Below are 15,607 nucleotides of genomic sequence, written 5' to 3'. Positions count from 1 at the left end.
CGCGGGCCGCGTCTGTTGGGGGGGGGGGTTGCCCCCCCCCGGGGTACGGGCCCCGGGGGCCGGCGGGCGCGCCCCGGGGGGGGGGGGGCGCCCCCCCCGGCCAGGATGGGCGGTATGCCGACGATGACCGATGACCAGTGGCGGGCGTTCCTCTCCGAGGGCACCCGCACCGCCAAGCTCGCCACCACCCGGGCCGACGGCCGCCCGCACGTCGCGCCGGTCTGGTTCCTGCTGGACGGCGACGAGCTCGTCTTCAACACCGGTGCGGGCACCGTCAAGGGCCGCACCCTGGCCCGCGACGGCCGGGTGATGATCTGCGTGGACGACGACCGGCCGCCCTTCGCGTACGTCCTCGTGCAGGGCACCGCCCGGCTGAGCGAGGACCTGGCCGAGGTGCGCGCCTGGGCCACCCGGATCGCCGCCCGGTATATGGGGGAGGACGTCGCGGAGCAGTACGGGGCCCGGAACGGCGTGCCGGGGGAACTGCTCGTTCGGGTGAAGATCGAGAAGGTCTCCGCAGAACACGGGGTGGCCCTCTGAAAAGCCGGTGCCACTGTCAGTGGTGCATGGCAGGCTTCCCGGTATGACGGCGTGGACCCTCAACGACATCGAACGTGCGATCCGCTCCTCCTGGGGTGTCGACACCTGTGCGCCCGAGGATCTGGCCCACTGGCGTCCCGACAATCCCGCCCGCGGCCAGTGCGGGGTGACGGCGATGGTGGTGCACGACCTGCTGGGCGGCGAGCTGATGATGGGCGAGGTGCACGTCGGCGGGATCCGGACGGATCTGCACTGGTGGAACCGCTTCGCCACCGGCATCGAGATCGACCTCACCCGCGAGCAGTTCGGGCCGGACGAACTGGTCAGCCCCGGCCGTCCGGTCGCCCGCCCGGCCCGCCCCGGCCGGCTCCAGGCCCAGTACGAGCTGCTGAGCCACCGGGTGGTCACCGAGCTGGAGCGCGGCCGCGTCCGGCTGCCGGAGCGCGCCTGCGCGTGAGTCCGTCCAGTACGCAGGGGCCACCGTCTCCTGACGTACAGTCATCCGCAATGCGGTGACGGTGACGGCGACGGGAGTGTGCGATGGCCGGGGCGACGATCGGCTTCGTGGGGCTGGGCGCGATGGGGCGGGGCATGGCCGGCAGCCTGCTGCGGGCCGGCCACGCCGTCCGGGTCTGGAACCGCTCGCCCGAGCCGGTGGCCGCCCTGGTGGCCGAGGGCGCCGAGGCGGCCGGCACGCTCGCCGAGGTGTACGCCGCCGACACCGTGGTCTCCATGCTCGCCAACGACGAGGCGGTCGAACGGCTGCTGCTCGATCCCGCCCTGCTCGCGGGAGCCGCGACGACCCTGCACGTCAACATGGCCAGCGTCTCCGTCGGGCTCGCCGAGCGCGCCGAGGTGCTGCACACCGAGCACGGCATCGGCTACCTGGCCGCCCCGGTCCTCGGCCGTCCGCCGGTCGCGGCGGCTGGCCGGTTGAACATCCTGACCGCCGGCGCGCCGGAGCTGCTGGCCCGCGCGGAACCGCTGTTCGCCGCGATGGGGGAGCGCACCTGGCACTTCGGTGCGAGCCCGCGGCAGGCCAACACCGCCAAGATCAGCACCAACTTCCTGCTGGCCTGCGCGATCGAGTCGATGGCCGAGGCGTGCAGCCTGGCCGAGGCCCACGGCGTCCGGCCGACCGACCTGGTCGAGATGCTCACCGGCACGCTGTTCCCGGGGCCGGTCTACTCCGGCTACGGGGCGATGGTGGCCGAACGCCGCTACGAGCCGGCCGGGTTCAGACTGCCGCTGGGACTCAAGGACGTCGGCCTGGCCCTGGAGGCCGGGGCCGCGCGGAACGTCCCGCTCCCGTTCGGCGGCGTCCTGCGGGACGCCTTCCTGGACGCGCTGGCCCACGGCGACGCGGACAAGGACTGGGCGGCCGTCGCGGCCGTCGCCCGGCGCCGGGCCGGCCTGCCCGCCTGAGTGAACTCCCGGGCCCCGGACGTGGAATAACCGGGGTGCGGGGGGTGCTCGCACCTCCATCCGCACCACCGACCGGGGGAGTTCCGATGGCCGACCAGCCGGCCGGCGCCGAGGCGCCGCGCACCTTTCTGTTCCTCGACGCCAGTTCGCGTGCCGGCGGCAACTCCGAGCAACTCGCCCGGCTGGCCGCCGAGGCGAGCCTGCCGGCCGGGTCGGAGCAGCGCTGGCTGCGGCTGAGCGAGCACCCGCTGCCGCCCTTCGAGGACCTGCGGCACGTCGGGGACGGCCGCTACCCCGAGCCGGTCGGTCATGAACGGACCTTGCTGGACGCCACGTCGGCGGCCACCGACCTGGTCTTCGTCGCACCGCTGTACTGGTACTCGCTGCCGACCAGCGCGAAGCTCTACCTCGACCACTGGTCGTCCTGGCTCCGGCAGCCCGGGGCGGACTTCCGTGCCCGGATGCGCGGCGGCACCATCTGGGGCGTCACCGCCCTCGCCACCGAGGACGACAAGGCCGAACCGCTGATCGGCACGCTCCGGCTGACGGCCGAGTACATGGGGATGCGCTGGGGCGGCGCGCTGCTCGGCAACGGCACCCGCCCCGGGGACGTGCTGCGCGACGAGCGGGCGCTGATCGCGGCCAAGTCCTTCTTCACGGGCTGAGCCCGCGTACCCGTTCCGGCGGGCGCTCACACGGGCGCTCACCAGACGTTCACACAACCGATCGCTTCACGCCACGTGAGGCCGTGCGATACGGTCCTCCGGGCGTGTACCCGTCACTCTCCGGTCATCTTTCGGCAAAGAGCAAAAGCCTTACTGCAGGACGGAATTGGGCGATTCGGGCACTCCCGTCCCGTGAGCGGTCCCCAGCGTGACACCCGCCTTCCGGAGTGGCCGGATCCTTCGGTAATCTCCGTCGGACTTTCAAGCTTCGCGAGGGGTTCGAGGCGTCCACGGCCGCCCGCCCCGCCGCGCCCCGGGCCTCGCCCGGACTCTTCCGTGAGGTCTCCCTTGTCCATACGTCGCAGTCTTGCCCTTGCCGGCGTCGCCGCGCTCGCGTCCTCGCTCGTGCTGTCCGGCGCCCAGGGCGCCATGGCCGTCGGCACCACCGGTTCCCCGTCCGCCGCCGCCCAGGCGGCCGGCAAGGCCTCCCACCAGAGCCTCGACCTCTCGGTGAACGGCGTGCCCGGCACCTTCATCGCCGGCGGCGACGCCCGCGACTTCACCTTCAAGATCGACAACTCGACGAAGCACGACTTCCTCTTCCTCCCGCTGCTCAAGTTCAAGAACAAGGCGGGCTCGCTCAAGGCGAAGGACCTCAAGGTCCAGTACCAGCTGCCCGGCGGCCAGTGGCAGACCGGTTCGGTCGCCGCCGACGGCGGCGAGGACAAGGACAAGTCCGTCCTCACCCTGCTCGGCGCCCTCGGCCAGGACGGCAACCCCACCGACGACGACCTGCTCGTCGTGAACCGCGGCAAGAGCTTCTCGATCAAGGTCCGGGTCTCCTTCGCCTCGGAGGCGCCGCTCGGCCGGGCCGGCGTCGTCCCGGTGGTGTTCTCCGCTGAGCTCGACGACGAGACCCACGCGCCGGTCGACGGGGGCCACCTCAGCTGCGACGGCGTCCGCGGCGCGGGCTTCGTGATCAAGGCGGGCGGCGGCGGAAAGCCGAGCCCGACCATCACCCCGACCCACACCGGCAAGCCCAGCCCGACCGCGAGCACCTCGCCGACGGCCTCCCGCTCGCCGACCACCTCCACCTCGCCGACGCCCTCCCACTCGGCGACCGCGAGCACGTCGCCGACCGCCACGGCCACGGCCACGGCCACGGCCACCACCTCCACTTCGGCCACCCCGAGCGCCGAACCGACCACGCCGTCGCCCTCGGTCCCGCCGACCACCCCGACCACCCCGACCACGGGCGAGCCGTCCGGCTCCGCCTCCGCGTCGACCTCCGCCCCGGCCCCGGCCGACGGCAACGGCGACACCGCCGGCCCGATCGACTTCCCGGTGGCCGTCCCGACCCTCACCCCGCCGCCGCTCACCCCGGCCGCCGTCACCAAGGCCAAGGCCGCCGCCGACAACGGCGACAAGGCCCTGGCCCAGACCGGTGGCGGTGACGACACCACCGCCATCGCCGTGGCCGGCGGCGCCGTGCTGCTCGCCGGTGTCGGCACCCTCGTGGCGCTGCGCCGCCGCAAGTCGGCCCAGCAGGGCTGACCGCGGCCGCAAGGCGCGCTCCAGCCGTTACACCGAGGCGGTACCCGCCTGACAACCGTCCGCGCCGCCCGGCCGTCCGTTCGACGGACCTCCGGGCGGCGCGGGCGGGACGCCTCCGTCACATAGGATGTCCGGCCGGAGGGGGGCGGAACCGGCGGGGAGAGGGACAGGTGCGGGAATCACGCACGGCACGGACGGCCACCGACTACGAGTCGGCGACCGGGCGGATCGCGGGGCTGCCGCTGCGCAGGCACCACGTTCTGCTGGTGGCCTGGACGGTGCTCTGGTTCTTCCTGGTCGAGCCCAGCGGAGGCTTCTCCTGGCACTACCTGCGCCAGGGTGAGCAGCTGCTCTTCAGCGACCACCCGGACGGCGGGCTGGCGCTCTACGCCCACCACCCGGAGCTGCAGATCGGCCCGGTCAGCCTGGCCGTGGCCCGGCTCACGGCCCCGTTCTCGGCCCACACCGGCCAGCTGATCGCCGAGGCGGCGATGTCCGGGCTCGGCCTGGTGATGCTGGTCCTGATCGGTCGCACCGCCGCCCTGTACTACCTGGGCACCGGCACCAACCACCGCCGGCTCCAGCAGCGCCTGCTGATCGCCGGGCTGGCGTTCATCCCGATGTGGGTCGAGGTCTCGGTCCGCTTCGCGCACCTGGACGACGTCCTGGCGCTGTTCTTCACCACCCTCGCCGTGCACGCCCTGGCCCGCGGCAAACCCACCATGGTCGGCGTCTACCTGGCGCTGGCGGTGGATTCCAAGCCGTGGGCGATCGCCTTCGCCCCGCTGATCCTGGCGCTGCCCAGGCCCGCCTGGCTGCGCAGCGCGCTCTGGTTCGTCGGACTGGTGGCGATCGCCTGGCTGCCGTTCTACCTGGGCAATCTGGACACCCTGGCGGCCGCCAAGTTCACCATCCCCAACCAGCCGGCCTCCGCACTGCGCTGGTTCGGGGTGACCGACCCGGCCACCCCCTGGTGGGACCGTCCGACCCAGTTCGCCCTCGGCCTCGGCCTCGGCACCATCGCGGTCTGGCGCGGCCGCTGGCCGGCCGTGGTGCTGCTCGGTGCGGACGCCCGGATCCTGCTCGACCCGAGCGTCTACACCTACTACACGGCCTCGATCCTGCTCGGCACCCTGCTCTGGGACGCGGTCGGGCAGAAGCGGCTCGTCCCGTGGTGGAGCTGGATAGCGCTGGCCGCGCTGTACGGCGGGACGCTGTTCATCCCGTCCGACGCGGGCCGCGGCTTCGTCCGGCTGGCCTTCGTGGTGGTCTCCGCCGCGTACGTGCTGTTCTGGCCCACCCAGCAGACGCGCCGCCCGCGGACCCCGGCGGACGGCGAGGGGCGGCGCCGTTCCTCCCGGCGGCGCGAGCGCGTCCTGACCGGCACCGGAGCCTGACCGGCACAGGCACAGGCACGGGCGCAGTCACGGCGCCGGTGCCCTCCCTCCCGAGGACGGCTTGACCCTCACGCGGCGTGAGAGCGGAGGCTGGTGGCCAGCACGAAGGGAGAACCCGGATGAGCAGCGAGGGCTACTCGGTCGGCGCCGTGGCCAAGATCGCCAAGGTGACCGTCCGCACCCTGCACCACTACGACGAGATCGGCCTGTTGTCCCCCGCGGGCCGCACCCGGACCGGCTACCGCCGCTACCAGGACGCCGACCTCGACCGGTTGCAGCAGATCCTCTTCTACCGCGAACTCGGGTTCCCCCTGGAAGAGATCGCGGCGATCCTGGACGACGACTCGGTCAGCCCGAGCGAGCACCTCCGGCGGCAGCACCGACTGCTGACCGACCGGATCAGGCACCTCCAGGACCTCGCCACAGCCGTCGAACACGCCATGGAGGCACGAAGAATGGGCATTCAGCTGAGCCCGGAGGAGAAGTTCGAGATCTTCGGCGAGGGCTACCAGGAGGAGTGGGAGCAGGAAGCCGAACAGCGCTGGGGCGACACCGCGGCCTGGGCCGAGTCGCAGCGCCGCACCGGCGGCTACGACAAGGCCGACTGGCAGCGGATCCAGACGGAGATGGCCGACCTCAACACCCGCCTGGTCGAGGCGCTCGCCGCCGGCGAACCCGCCGACGGCGCCGCCGCCACGGACCTCGCCGAGGCGCACCGGCAGCACATCTGCCAGAACTTCTACGACTGCACGTTCACCATCCACCGCGGCCTGGCCGGGCTGTACGTCTCCGACCCGCGGTGGACCACCACCTACGAGAACCTCGCCCCGGGCCTGGCGCAGTGGCTGCACGACGCCATCCTCGCCAACGCGGACCGGCACGAGAAGGCATAGTCGCCGCCGGACGCCGGACGCCGGACGCCGGACGCCGGACGCCGGACGCCGGACGCCGGACGCCGGACGCCGGATGCCGGGCCGCGTGGCGGGGGGGCTACGCGACCCCGCGCCCGAAGGAGCGCCGGTAGGCGGTCGGGGAGGTGCGCATCACCCGGCCGAAGTGGTGGCGGAAGGTCGCGGCGCTCTCGAAGCCGACCGCCGCCGCGATCTCCTCCACCGTCCCCTCCGGTGACTCCAGCAACGGCAGGCTGGCCGCGATGCGCTGGGTGACGACCCAGCGCATCGGGCTGGTGCCGTTGCGGGCCGTGAAGTGCCGCAGGTACGAGCGGTCAGACATCCGGGCGGCGCGGGCCAGCAGCGGGACGGTCAGCGGGGACGCCAGGTGGCCCATCGCCCACTGCATGCTGCGGGCGACCCCGTCGTCCTCCTCCTCGACCGGGCGGACGGCGGCCTCGATGAACTGGGCCTGCCCGCCGTCCCGGTGCGGCGCCACCACGAAGCGGCGGGCCACGCTGTTGGCGACCTTGGCGCCGTGGTCGCGGCGGACCAGGTGCAGGCAGAGGTCGATCCCGGCGGCGCTGCCCGCGCTGGTGAGCACGTTCCCGTTGTCGACGTACAGCACGTCCGGGTTGACCCGCACGTCCGGGTGGCGCTGCTGGAGCAGGTCGGCGTACCGCCAGTGGGTGGTCGCCTCCTGCCCGTCGAGCAGTCCGGCGGCGGCCAGCGCGAAGGCGCCCGAGCAGATCGAGACGATCCGGGCGCCGCGCTCGTGCGCCGTCCGCAGCGCGGTGACCAGCCCGGGGGAGACCGCGCCGCTGAACGCGTTCGGCACCCCGGGGACCACCACGGTGTCGGCCGAGGCCAGTTCGTCCAGCCCGTGCCGGGCGGTCAGCGCGAACCCGCCCACCGCGTCCAACGCCGTTCCGGGCCGGTCGGCGCACACCTTCAGCCCGTACCAGGGCGCTGCCAGCAGGCCGCCCAGTTCGGGCCGGGCCAGCCCGAACACCTCCACCACCACGCCGAGTTCGAAGGGCGCCATGCCCGCGAAGGCGTACACCGCGACGTGGTGCACCGGCTCCGGGCGGGTGCCGATGGCGACGGGCACCGGGCCCGGCCCGGTGCCGACCGGGCCCTCGACGTGCTGCTCGGTCATGCGGACCCCCTGCTGACGGGTGGCGGGATGGCGGTGAGTGTAGCCGTTCCGGCCGGCCGGGAATCTGCTCGAATCCACCTGCAACCTCCACCCCGGTCACACGTCCATTGGTACGGGGGCGGAGAGGGGCGGGCCGAGGGCGGCTGTCAGGATCTCCCCGATCACGATCTTGATCAGGAGTCCTGACGGTCCGGCGAGAGCCGCCACCGTCCCGGGGGAAAGCGGAAACGTGCATGTCCATGGCCATCGGGCCGATCGCCGGGCCGACGAGGGGGCGCGGTTTCTCCGTTCGCGGAGTGGTCGCCGTGCTGTTCGGCGCGCAGGAGGCCGACGAGGTGCCCGCCGGTCCGGGCGACGAGCAGGCGGCGCAGCGCCGTTCCGGCTTCCGGCTGCTGCGCGGCGGGCGCAAGCCCGCGGAGGACCGGCCCACCCTGACCGACCTGTACCACGCCCACCGGCTGGGCCTGGTGCGGATGGCCGTCCTCCTGGTCGACCACCAGGACCTGGCCGAGGACGTCGTCCAGGAGGCCTTCACCCAGCTCTACCAGCGGTACGGCGAGCACCTGGACGACCTGGACAATGCGCTCGGGTACCTGCGCACCGCGGTGGTCAACGGCGCCCGGTCGGTGCTGCGCCGCCGGAAGACCGCCCGCGAGTACGTCCCGCCGCACGAGCCCGACGCCGCCTCCGCGGAGGACCACGCGGTGCTCAACGACGAGCACCGGCGGGTGCTCGCGGCCATGCAGGAGCTGACCCCCCGCCAGCGCGAGGTGCTGGTGCTGCGCTACTGGTCCGACCTGTCGGAGGCGCAGATCGCCGAGACCCTGGGGCTGTCCCGGGGCGCCGTGAAGTCCACTGCCAGCCGGGCCCTGGACGCCTTGGAAAAGCATCTGGAGAAGGTTCGATGACCGACAAGCTCCCCGGCCGCGAGAGCGGAGGCCGAGACGGTGACGGGCCAGCCGAGACGGCGACCGAACGGCTGCTGCGCGAGGCGATGAACGCCCGCACCTCGCTGATCACCGCGCACGACCTGCGCCCGGCGCAACCGCCGCGCGGCCGGGTGCGGCGCTTGCGCCCGGTGTACCTGACCGCCGTGCCGGTCTTCGCGCTGGCCGCCTCCCTGGCGATCGGCCTGCTCACCTTCCACGGCGACCCGCTGGCCAGGAAGGACGTCCCCCCGCCGGCCGCCACCACGACGACCTCGCCGAGCCCGACCCCCGAACCGACGGCCGCCCCGACCCCCACGGCCCCCTCGCCGGACACCGGCAGTCCCGCCGCCGACCCGGAGACCGGGGCCCCGCTCTCCGACCCGACGTCGGTCGGCACCCGGACGACGGCGCCGCCCACCACCCCCGCCACCACCCCGGCCACCACCGCGCCGGCCGGGACGACGTACCCCTTCCGGGGCGTCAAGTTCAAGATCCCGCCGGGCTGGCGGGCCGTCAATCCGGATCCCGCCGCCAACAGCCTCTGCATCCTGAGCCCGAGTGCTCCGCAGGACGCGTCGGCCGGGGACTGCCTGCCGCACGGCGTGCTTCTGACGGTCCTGGACCAGGAGTCGGAGGCCTGGCCGAGGCTGCCCGACCTGGATTCCGACAGCGGTTGGTCCACGCAGCCCTGGTGCCCGGCGTGGTCCTACTCCCCCACGCTCGCCAGGAGCGGACAGATCGACAGTGTCGGCCCGACCAGGAGCACACCCACCGTGGCAGGCCGTGCCGCACGCAAGTCGCAGTGGCAGATCAACTGCGGCGGCGACGCCTTCACGGCCCAGATGTGGGCCCTGCCGAAGGACTTCGTGTCCGTCGCGGCGATCGGCCTCAAGGCCGACTACCAGCCCGGACTGATGACGATCGTCAACACCCTCGACCTGAGCGGCCGCCAGGCGCCGCCCACGGAGGCCAACCGGAACGACATCGCGGTGAGCTTCGACGGCCTGGCGGCCGGTCAGCAGCTGACGGCGGGGAGTTCGGCCGTCACCTTCTCGGTGACCTTCCGGAACACCAGCCAGAACACCTACGGCCGGTTGCAGCCGCTGGTCGTCACGGAGCCCTACCCGGGTTCGCCGCCGGTGCAGGTCGTACAGGGGCCCAACGACGGCAAGCTGGAGCGTCAGGACGGCGACACCTGGCGGCCGGCGCCGATGGGGCCGGGCAGCGACATGGGCTACGCGGTGGCGGACCAGGCGTCGCTGTTCTCCCTGGCCCCGGGGCAGACCAGGAAGGTCACCTACCGGCTGACCCTGGGCGCCGGGAACGGCCCGGGGGACATGCCGGTCTCGGCGCAGGTGACGCTTCCGTACAACGGAAGCAAGCTGACCGTGCTCGGCGAGAAGAAGATCTCCGTCAAGGTCACCAAGTGAGACGAGGGCCCGGCCTCCCCACCGCGGGGAGGCCGGGCCCTCGGCGGGTGGCTCAGGCCAGCGAGGCCATCCAGGCCTCGACCTCGTCGGCGCGGCGCGGCAGGCCGGCCGAGAGGTTCTCGTTGCCGTCGGCGGTGACCAGGATGTCGTCCTCGATCCGGACGCCGATGCCGCGGTACTCCTGCGGCACGGTCAGGTCGTCCTGCTGGAAGTACAGGCCGGGCTCGACGGTGAGGACCATGCCGGGCACCAGCAGCGCGTCGGCGTGCTCCTCGCGGCGCGAGTGGGCGCAGTCGTGGACGTCGAGGCCGAGCATGTGGCCGGTGCCGTGCAGGGTCCAGCGGCGCTGGAGGCCCAGCTCCAGGACCTTCTCGACGTCGTAGGCCGAGGCGTCCAGCAGCCCCCAGGCGAGCAGGCGCTCGGCGAGCACGCGCTGCGAGGCGTCGTGGAAGTCGCGGAAGCGGGCGCCGGGCTTCACCGCGGCGATGCCGGCCTCCTGGGCGTCGTACACGGCGTCGTAGATCTTGCGCTGGAGGTCGTTGAAGCGGCCGTCGATCGGCAGGGTGCGGGTGACGTCGGCGGTGTAGAGGGTGTGGGTCTCCACGCCGGCGTCCAGCAGCAGCAGCTCGCCGGGGCGGACGTCGCCGTCGTTGCGGACCCAGTGCAGCGTGGTGGCGTGCGGGCCGGCGGCGGCGATGGTGCCGTAGCCGACGTCGTTGCCCTCGACCCGGGCGCGGCGCCAGAAGGTGCCCTCGATCCAGCGCTCGGAGGTGGCGACGGCCTGGCCGAGCTCGCGGACCACGTCGGTGAAGCCCTTGACGGTGGCGTCGCAGGCGGCGCGCAGCTCGCCGACCTCCCACTCGTCCTTGACCAGTCGCAGGCCGCTCAGGAACTCCTTGAACTCGGCGTCCCGGTCGGCGTCCAGCACGTCGGCCAGGGTGTCCTCCAGGCCGGCGTCGTAGCCGCGGACGATCCGGGTGGGCACCGCGGAGTCCTTGGTGCGCCCGGCCAGTTCCTCGGCGGCCTTGCGCACGTCGCGCGCCGGCAGGCCGAGCAGCTGCTCCTGCTCGCCCAGGCTGTTGCGGCGGCCGACCCACAGCTCGCCGTAGCCGTCCAGCCAGAACTCGCCGTTCTCGCGGTCGGAGCGGGGCAGCAGGTAGAGGGCGAACTCGTGGCCGGCGTCGCCGGTGGGCTCGGCGACGAGCACGGCGTCCTCGGTCTGGTCGCCGGTGAGGTGCACGTACTCGCTGGAGGCGCGGAAGCTGTAGTCGGTGTCGTTGGAGCGCACCCGCAGGTTGCCGGCCGGGACGACCAGCCGCTCGCCGGGGTAGGCGGCGGAGAGCCGGGCGCGGCGCTCGGCCGCGTACGGGGCCTGGGCGACCGGGACGAGGCCGTGCAGGTCGGTGTCGGCCCAGCCGGTCTTCATCGAGGCGGCCAGCTCGTCGGAGACCTCGCCGTACAGGCCGTTCTTGCGGCCCTTGAACTGCTGCGGCTCGTCGCCGCCGTCGGCTTCGGGGTTCTCGGCCACTGCGGGCGTGCGGTCCTCGGTCACGTGTAACGCCTCCTTGGGGTGGTACCGCCGCCCCTCGGGGGAGTGTCGGATCGCGACACGCGCGGGCGGCCGTGCGTCCATGGTACGGACGCCCGGCCGCTCGCCCGTTCGGGGTCGGGACGACTGTTCGGGGCGGCTATTCGAAGCGGGCCGCGAGCAGCAGCAGGTCGTCGGTGGCCGGTCCGGGCTCGGGGTCGGGGCAGACGGCCAGCAGGTGGGCGCAGAGCCGGTCCGGGTCGATCCGCACGTCGCGCGGGGCGTCGGCGGCGGCCCGGCGCAGGTTGGCCTGGCCGGCGTGCAGGGTCGGGCCGCAGCGGCGGGCCAGCCCCTCGGTGTAGAGCAGCAGGGTGTCGCCGCGGTCGGCGGTGAGCTCGACACCGGGGGCCTCCCAGCAGGCCAGCATGCCGAGCGGGGCGGAGAGCGAGGTCTCCACGAACTCGGCGCCGTGCCGGCCGACCAGGACGGGCGGGCAGTGGCCGGCGCCGGCCAGGGTGATCCGGCGCTCCTCGGGTTCCACCCAGGCGTAGACGGCGGTGGCGGTGCGGGCCGGCTCGGTGGTCTTGAGCAGCAGTTCCAGGTCGCCGAGGACGGACACCGGGTCCTCGCCCTCCAGGACGGCGTAGGCGCGCAGCGCGGCCCGGATCCTGCCCATCGCGGCGGCCGCGCCGGGGGCGGAGCCGGGGCCCGCGCCGGGGCCGTCGCCGGAGACGGAGCCGACGGTGAGGCCGACGGTGCCGTCCGGCAGCGGGATGGCGTCGTACCAGTCGCTGCCGCAGGAGCGGTCCAGGCCGGCCGGGATGATCCGGGCGGCCAGTCGCAGGCCGGCGGGCTGGGGGAGCCGGTCGGGCAGCAGGCCGCGGCGCAGCGCCTCGGTGGTGCGCCGGACCTTGTCCGCCTCCAGCTGCTTGGCGAGCAGCGGGGCGGCGATCCCGGCGTAGCGGTGGGCGAGCTCGCGCTGGCGCTCGGTGGGTTCGGCGGGTTCGTCGTAGAACCAGAGGGCGGCGGCGAGCGGGCCGTCCTCCTCGGTGGCGAGCGGCAGGCCGTAGCAGCCGCCGAGGCCGAGCTGGGTGGCGAGTTCGCGCAGCCGGGCGCCGGTGGCCGGGTCCTCGGCGAGGTCGGGGGAGTGCAGCCGTTCGGGCCGGTCCTGTTCGCGCAGCAGCCTGGCGAGCAGGCTCTGCTCGGGCGGGACGGTCTCCAGCGCGCCGAGGCTGGCGCGGTCGAGGCCGAGGCCGATGGGCTGGCCGGGCCTGCCGCCGGGCATCCGGGTGACCAGGACGCCGCGGCGGGCGCCGAGCAGGGCGGCGCCGGAGGCGAGGACGGTGTCCAGGGTGGCGGCGAGGCCGCGGGCGCGGGCGAGCTGTTCGGTGTGCCGGTGCAGGCTGGTGAAATCGGACAGTCGTCCGGCCAAACGGTCCTGCACCCCGGCGGCCGGTGCCGTGCGGACGTCCGCCGCGCCGTCCTGCGCGTCGGCGGGGCCGGGGAAGCCCGGTGGGTCGAGGACGGTCAGCCCGCCGGCGCTGCCGGGCTCGCCCGGCTCGGAGGGTGTCGACGACGACGGGTGGGACTCGGTCATGCCGCCACTCCTGACGTGCTACGTGCCATGCGGAACCCCCAGGTACGGCCGGTGTGGAGCGATGACGGCCAAAGGGCGCGTTTCGCCTCGATTCGCTACTACTCGTCATTGATCGACAGCAATGCCACCACTTCTACACAGGCCATTTGGGGCATGTCCAGATCCAGGACGACGCGGTGGCCTGTTCCACATCCGCGAGACCCGGTCGGGGGGCGCGTACGGCCTGGCCGCGCGCCGGTCCGGTCGGGAGGCATGGAGGGGACCGGGAGCGGGCAGAACGGAGGGGACGGACCCGGCGGCCGTCCGGATCGTATGCCCGCGCCGCCCGGGACCCGGGCTGGCCGGAAGTCTCTCACTCGTACGGTGGAACCAAGCGCGCCCGGGCGGCGTCCATCCGGTCGCATACGGGATTCTCGTTCCAGGGGCTGTTTCAGTGCGCGGCCCTTCTCATGTCGTGCTCCACACCGTGATCCACGTCGTCGCCGCGCCGCCCGCCATGCCGCCCGCCCCCCTTCGCGCCGCCGGGGCCGTGCCACCGCGGGTCCGCGTGACGAGTCCCGGCGGTGCCGACGGGCCGGAGCGAACCGAGCGGTCAGGGAAAGGAACGAGCGCCATGCGTGAGAACCCGAAAGATCCGTGTCCGCCCGCCACTCCCCACCACCCCGTCCAGGACGACGTCGCACGTCAGCGCCCTGCCCGGCTCGCCGCGGCCCTGACGGCCGCCGTCGACCACCGCTGGCCCGTGGTGCCGGGGGCCGTTCTGCGCGGCGGCCAGTGCTCCTGCGGCGACCAGGACTGCGTCGTGCCGGGCGCGCACCCGCACGACCCGTCGCTGCTGGCCGCCACCACGGACGCCCGGATGGTGCGCTGGTGGTGGGAGCGGCAGAGCCCGGACGCTCCGGTGCTGGCCGCCACCGGTTCGGTGGTCTCGGCGGTCAGCCTGCCGGCGGCGGCCGGCGCCCGGGCGCTGGTCTACCTGGGCGCGCTGCGGCTGCCGCTCGGTCCGGTGCTGGCGATGCCGGGCCGGTACGCGCTGCTGGTGGCCCCGTACTCGCTGGACGCGCTCGGCGAGATGCTCGCTCAACTCCCTTGGGTGCCAGGCTCGTTGCGCTACCACGGGGTGGACGGCTTCCTGCCGCTGCCGCCCGGCGGGGCGGCCGGCCGGGTGCGCTGGGTGCTGGCCCCGTGCCCGGACGCCGACGGCGGGGTGTGGCTGCCGCAGGTCGGGCCGCTGCTGGGCGAGTTGGTGGAGGCGACGGTCCGGTTGGACAGCGGTCGCTCGGCGTACTGATCCGCCGGTCCGTTCCCGGGCCGCTCGTCGGGGCCCTGCGGAAAACAAAAGATCCGGCCGCTGGCGACGGGGGATGCACCAGCGGCCGGACTCTTTAGACAGTAACAAGGATCCGCGCCCGCGCCAATTTCCAAGAGGCCCTGCCCGCCCGGAAATTGCGGCTTCATGGCGACAATGTGACGCGTATCACCCGGATCCCGGGCGCTTTAGTTCAAGGTGACCTGACGGTTCACCAGGTTCGCGCGGGCGCGCCGCTCCTCGGCGGTCAACGGGGTCTCGTCGGCGAGCACCGAGGCCAGCCGCTCGGCGAACTCGGCGGCCGGCTTCTCGCAGTCGGCGGCGGTCATGGCGAGCGGGAGGTCCCAGACCGGGACGGTCAGGCCGTGCGCGCGGAACGAGCCGACCAGGCGGGTGTCCGGGCCGAGCGAGGACTGGTCGGCGGCGCTCAACCGGGCCAGCGCGTCCAGCAGCCGCTCCTCGGGCACGGTCATCACCCAGCGCAGGTGGTTCTTGTCGGGGGTGCCGCACCAGTAGGCGGCGTCGGCGCTCGCCAGCTTCTCGGTCGGGATGGCCGAGGCGTTGGCGCGCTCCAGGGAGGCGGCGACCTCGCCGGTCGCGGTCTCGGCGTCCTCCAGCCAGAACTCGAAGCCGGTGTGCACGGCGGGCGTGAACGCGGCGTTGACGTCCAGCAGGTCCTGGAGCCGGCGTCCGCCCGCCTCGGTCCGGCGGGACGGCACCGGGTTGCCCGGCTCGGTGGCCAGCGCCAGCTCCAGGGCGTCCGCGAGGTCGCGGCTGAGGTCGCCGGAGGAGGACTGGGTCTGCAGGCCGAGCAGGATGGAGCCGTCCTGGCGGCGCAGGGCCGGCCAGGCCAGCGGCAGCACGGTGGCCAGGGTCACCGACGGGACGTCGCCGGTGGCGCCCTCGGCCACCCCGGCGGCCAGCGTCAGCGGCACCGTGGCGGCGGGCACCAGCTCGCGCAGCGCGACCCAGTCGGCCTCGCCCGCCAGGCCCTCGAACGGGCGGTGCACCAGCTCCTGCACCGCGTGCGAGGCCTCCCGGCCGTGACAGGCCTTGTACCGGCGGCCCGAACCGCAGGGGCAGTTCTCGCGGGCCCCCACCACGGGGACCTCGCCCGTGACGGCGGTGGTGGACTGACGCTGCGGCGCCTTCTTGGCGGCCTTCTTGCCCATGGTGCGGCTCTC

General features: G+C 73.9%; 14 protein-coding genes. 10 read left to right on the top strand and 4 right to left on the bottom strand.

Features of this window, described 5'->3' with window-relative positions; all coding sequences use genetic code 11:
* The first annotated feature begins 123 nt into the window (after positions 1-123).
* The 7 genes from ACFVHI_RS17025 to ACFVHI_RS16995 all read left to right on the top strand — a co-directional run bounded on the left by ACFVHI_RS17025 (position 124) and on the right by ACFVHI_RS16995 (position 6,474).
* Entirely contained in the window at positions 124-540 is a 417-nt protein-coding gene (locus ACFVHI_RS17025) for a PPOX class F420-dependent oxidoreductase (RefSeq protein WP_107453052.1), read from the top strand.
* 43 nt (positions 541-583) lie between these two features.
* The gene (locus ACFVHI_RS17020; RefSeq protein ID WP_063348559.1) at positions 584-997 is read left to right on the top strand and encodes a hypothetical protein; all 414 of its coding nucleotides are present in this window, start codon (positions 584-586) and stop codon (positions 995-997) included.
* 83 nt (positions 998-1,080) lie between these two features.
* Complete coding sequence (locus ACFVHI_RS17015; RefSeq protein ID WP_380339963.1) at positions 1,081-1,965, top strand: NAD(P)-dependent oxidoreductase; 885 nt, start codon at positions 1,081-1,083, stop codon at positions 1,963-1,965.
* A gap of 86 nt (positions 1,966-2,051) precedes the next feature.
* On the top strand, positions 2,052-2,630 hold the full coding sequence (locus tag ACFVHI_RS17010) for a flavodoxin family protein (RefSeq protein WP_063348561.1): 579 nt from the start codon (positions 2,052-2,054) through the stop codon (positions 2,628-2,630).
* Positions 2,631-2,978: 348 nt separating this feature from the next.
* On the top strand, positions 2,979-4,184 hold the full coding sequence (locus tag ACFVHI_RS17005; RefSeq protein ID WP_380339961.1) for an LPXTG cell wall anchor domain-containing protein: 1,206 nt from the start codon (positions 2,979-2,981) through the stop codon (positions 4,182-4,184).
* A 170-nt stretch (positions 4,185-4,354) separates the two neighbouring features.
* Positions 4,355-5,581 (top strand): hypothetical protein, encoded by a 1,227-nt coding sequence (locus tag ACFVHI_RS17000; protein ID WP_380339959.1) that lies wholly within the window; start codon positions 4,355-4,357, stop codon positions 5,579-5,581.
* A 119-nt stretch (positions 5,582-5,700) separates the two neighbouring features.
* Positions 5,701-6,474 carry a MerR family transcriptional regulator gene (locus ACFVHI_RS16995; protein ID WP_380339956.1) on the top strand — a complete coding sequence of 258 codons (774 nt, stop codon included), beginning with the start codon at positions 5,701-5,703 and terminating at the stop codon, positions 6,472-6,474.
* Between the two features lie 97 nt (positions 6,475-6,571).
* Here ACFVHI_RS16995 and ACFVHI_RS16990 read toward each other — a convergent pair whose 3' ends face one another.
* Positions 6,572-7,630 (bottom strand): helix-turn-helix domain-containing protein, encoded by a 1,059-nt coding sequence (locus tag ACFVHI_RS16990; protein WP_380339954.1) that lies wholly within the window; start codon positions 7,628-7,630, stop codon positions 6,572-6,574.
* Between the two features lie 233 nt (positions 7,631-7,863).
* Between ACFVHI_RS16990 and ACFVHI_RS16985 the strand changes: the two genes are divergently transcribed.
* Both ACFVHI_RS16985 and ACFVHI_RS16980 read left to right on the top strand, forming a co-directional pair.
* The gene (locus ACFVHI_RS16985; protein WP_244293415.1) at positions 7,864-8,538 is read left to right on the top strand and encodes an RNA polymerase sigma factor; all 675 of its coding nucleotides are present in this window, start codon (positions 7,864-7,866) and stop codon (positions 8,536-8,538) included.
* Positions 8,535-9,989, top strand: coding sequence for a hypothetical protein (locus ACFVHI_RS16980; RefSeq protein ID WP_380339951.1), 1,455 nt, complete (start codon positions 8,535-8,537; stop codon positions 9,987-9,989). Before ACFVHI_RS16985 ends, ACFVHI_RS16980 begins: the two co-directional genes overlap by 4 nt.
* A gap of 52 nt (positions 9,990-10,041) precedes the next feature.
* On the opposite strand, the gene ACFVHI_RS16975 is transcribed toward ACFVHI_RS16980, so the two are convergent.
* Complete coding sequence (locus ACFVHI_RS16975) at positions 10,042-11,541, bottom strand: aminopeptidase P family protein (protein ID WP_380339949.1); 1,500 nt, start codon at positions 11,539-11,541, stop codon at positions 10,042-10,044.
* 136 nt (positions 11,542-11,677) lie between these two features.
* Positions 11,678-13,114 carry a PP2C family protein-serine/threonine phosphatase gene (locus ACFVHI_RS16970; RefSeq protein WP_380339946.1) on the bottom strand — a complete coding sequence of 479 codons (1,437 nt, stop codon included), beginning with the start codon at positions 13,112-13,114 and terminating at the stop codon, positions 11,678-11,680.
* Positions 13,115-13,727: 613 nt separating this feature from the next.
* Here ACFVHI_RS16970 and ACFVHI_RS16965 point away from each other — a divergent pair.
* Positions 13,728-14,405 (top strand): bifunctional DNA primase/polymerase, encoded by a 678-nt coding sequence (locus ACFVHI_RS16965; protein ID WP_380339943.1) that lies wholly within the window; start codon positions 13,728-13,730, stop codon positions 14,403-14,405.
* Between the two features lie 206 nt (positions 14,406-14,611).
* Here ACFVHI_RS16965 and ACFVHI_RS16960 read toward each other — a convergent pair whose 3' ends face one another.
* Complete coding sequence (locus tag ACFVHI_RS16960) at positions 14,612-15,595, bottom strand: DUF5926 family protein (protein ID WP_063348567.1); 984 nt, start codon at positions 15,593-15,595, stop codon at positions 14,612-14,614.
* Between the last annotated feature and the right edge of the window lie 12 nt (positions 15,596-15,607).

Origin of the sequence: Kitasatospora sp. NPDC127121, from assembly GCF_042677305.1 — a bacterium.
Classification (GTDB): Bacteria; Actinomycetota; Actinomycetes; order Streptomycetales; family Streptomycetaceae; genus Kitasatospora.
This window is presented reverse-complemented; position numbering and strand designations above follow the sequence as displayed.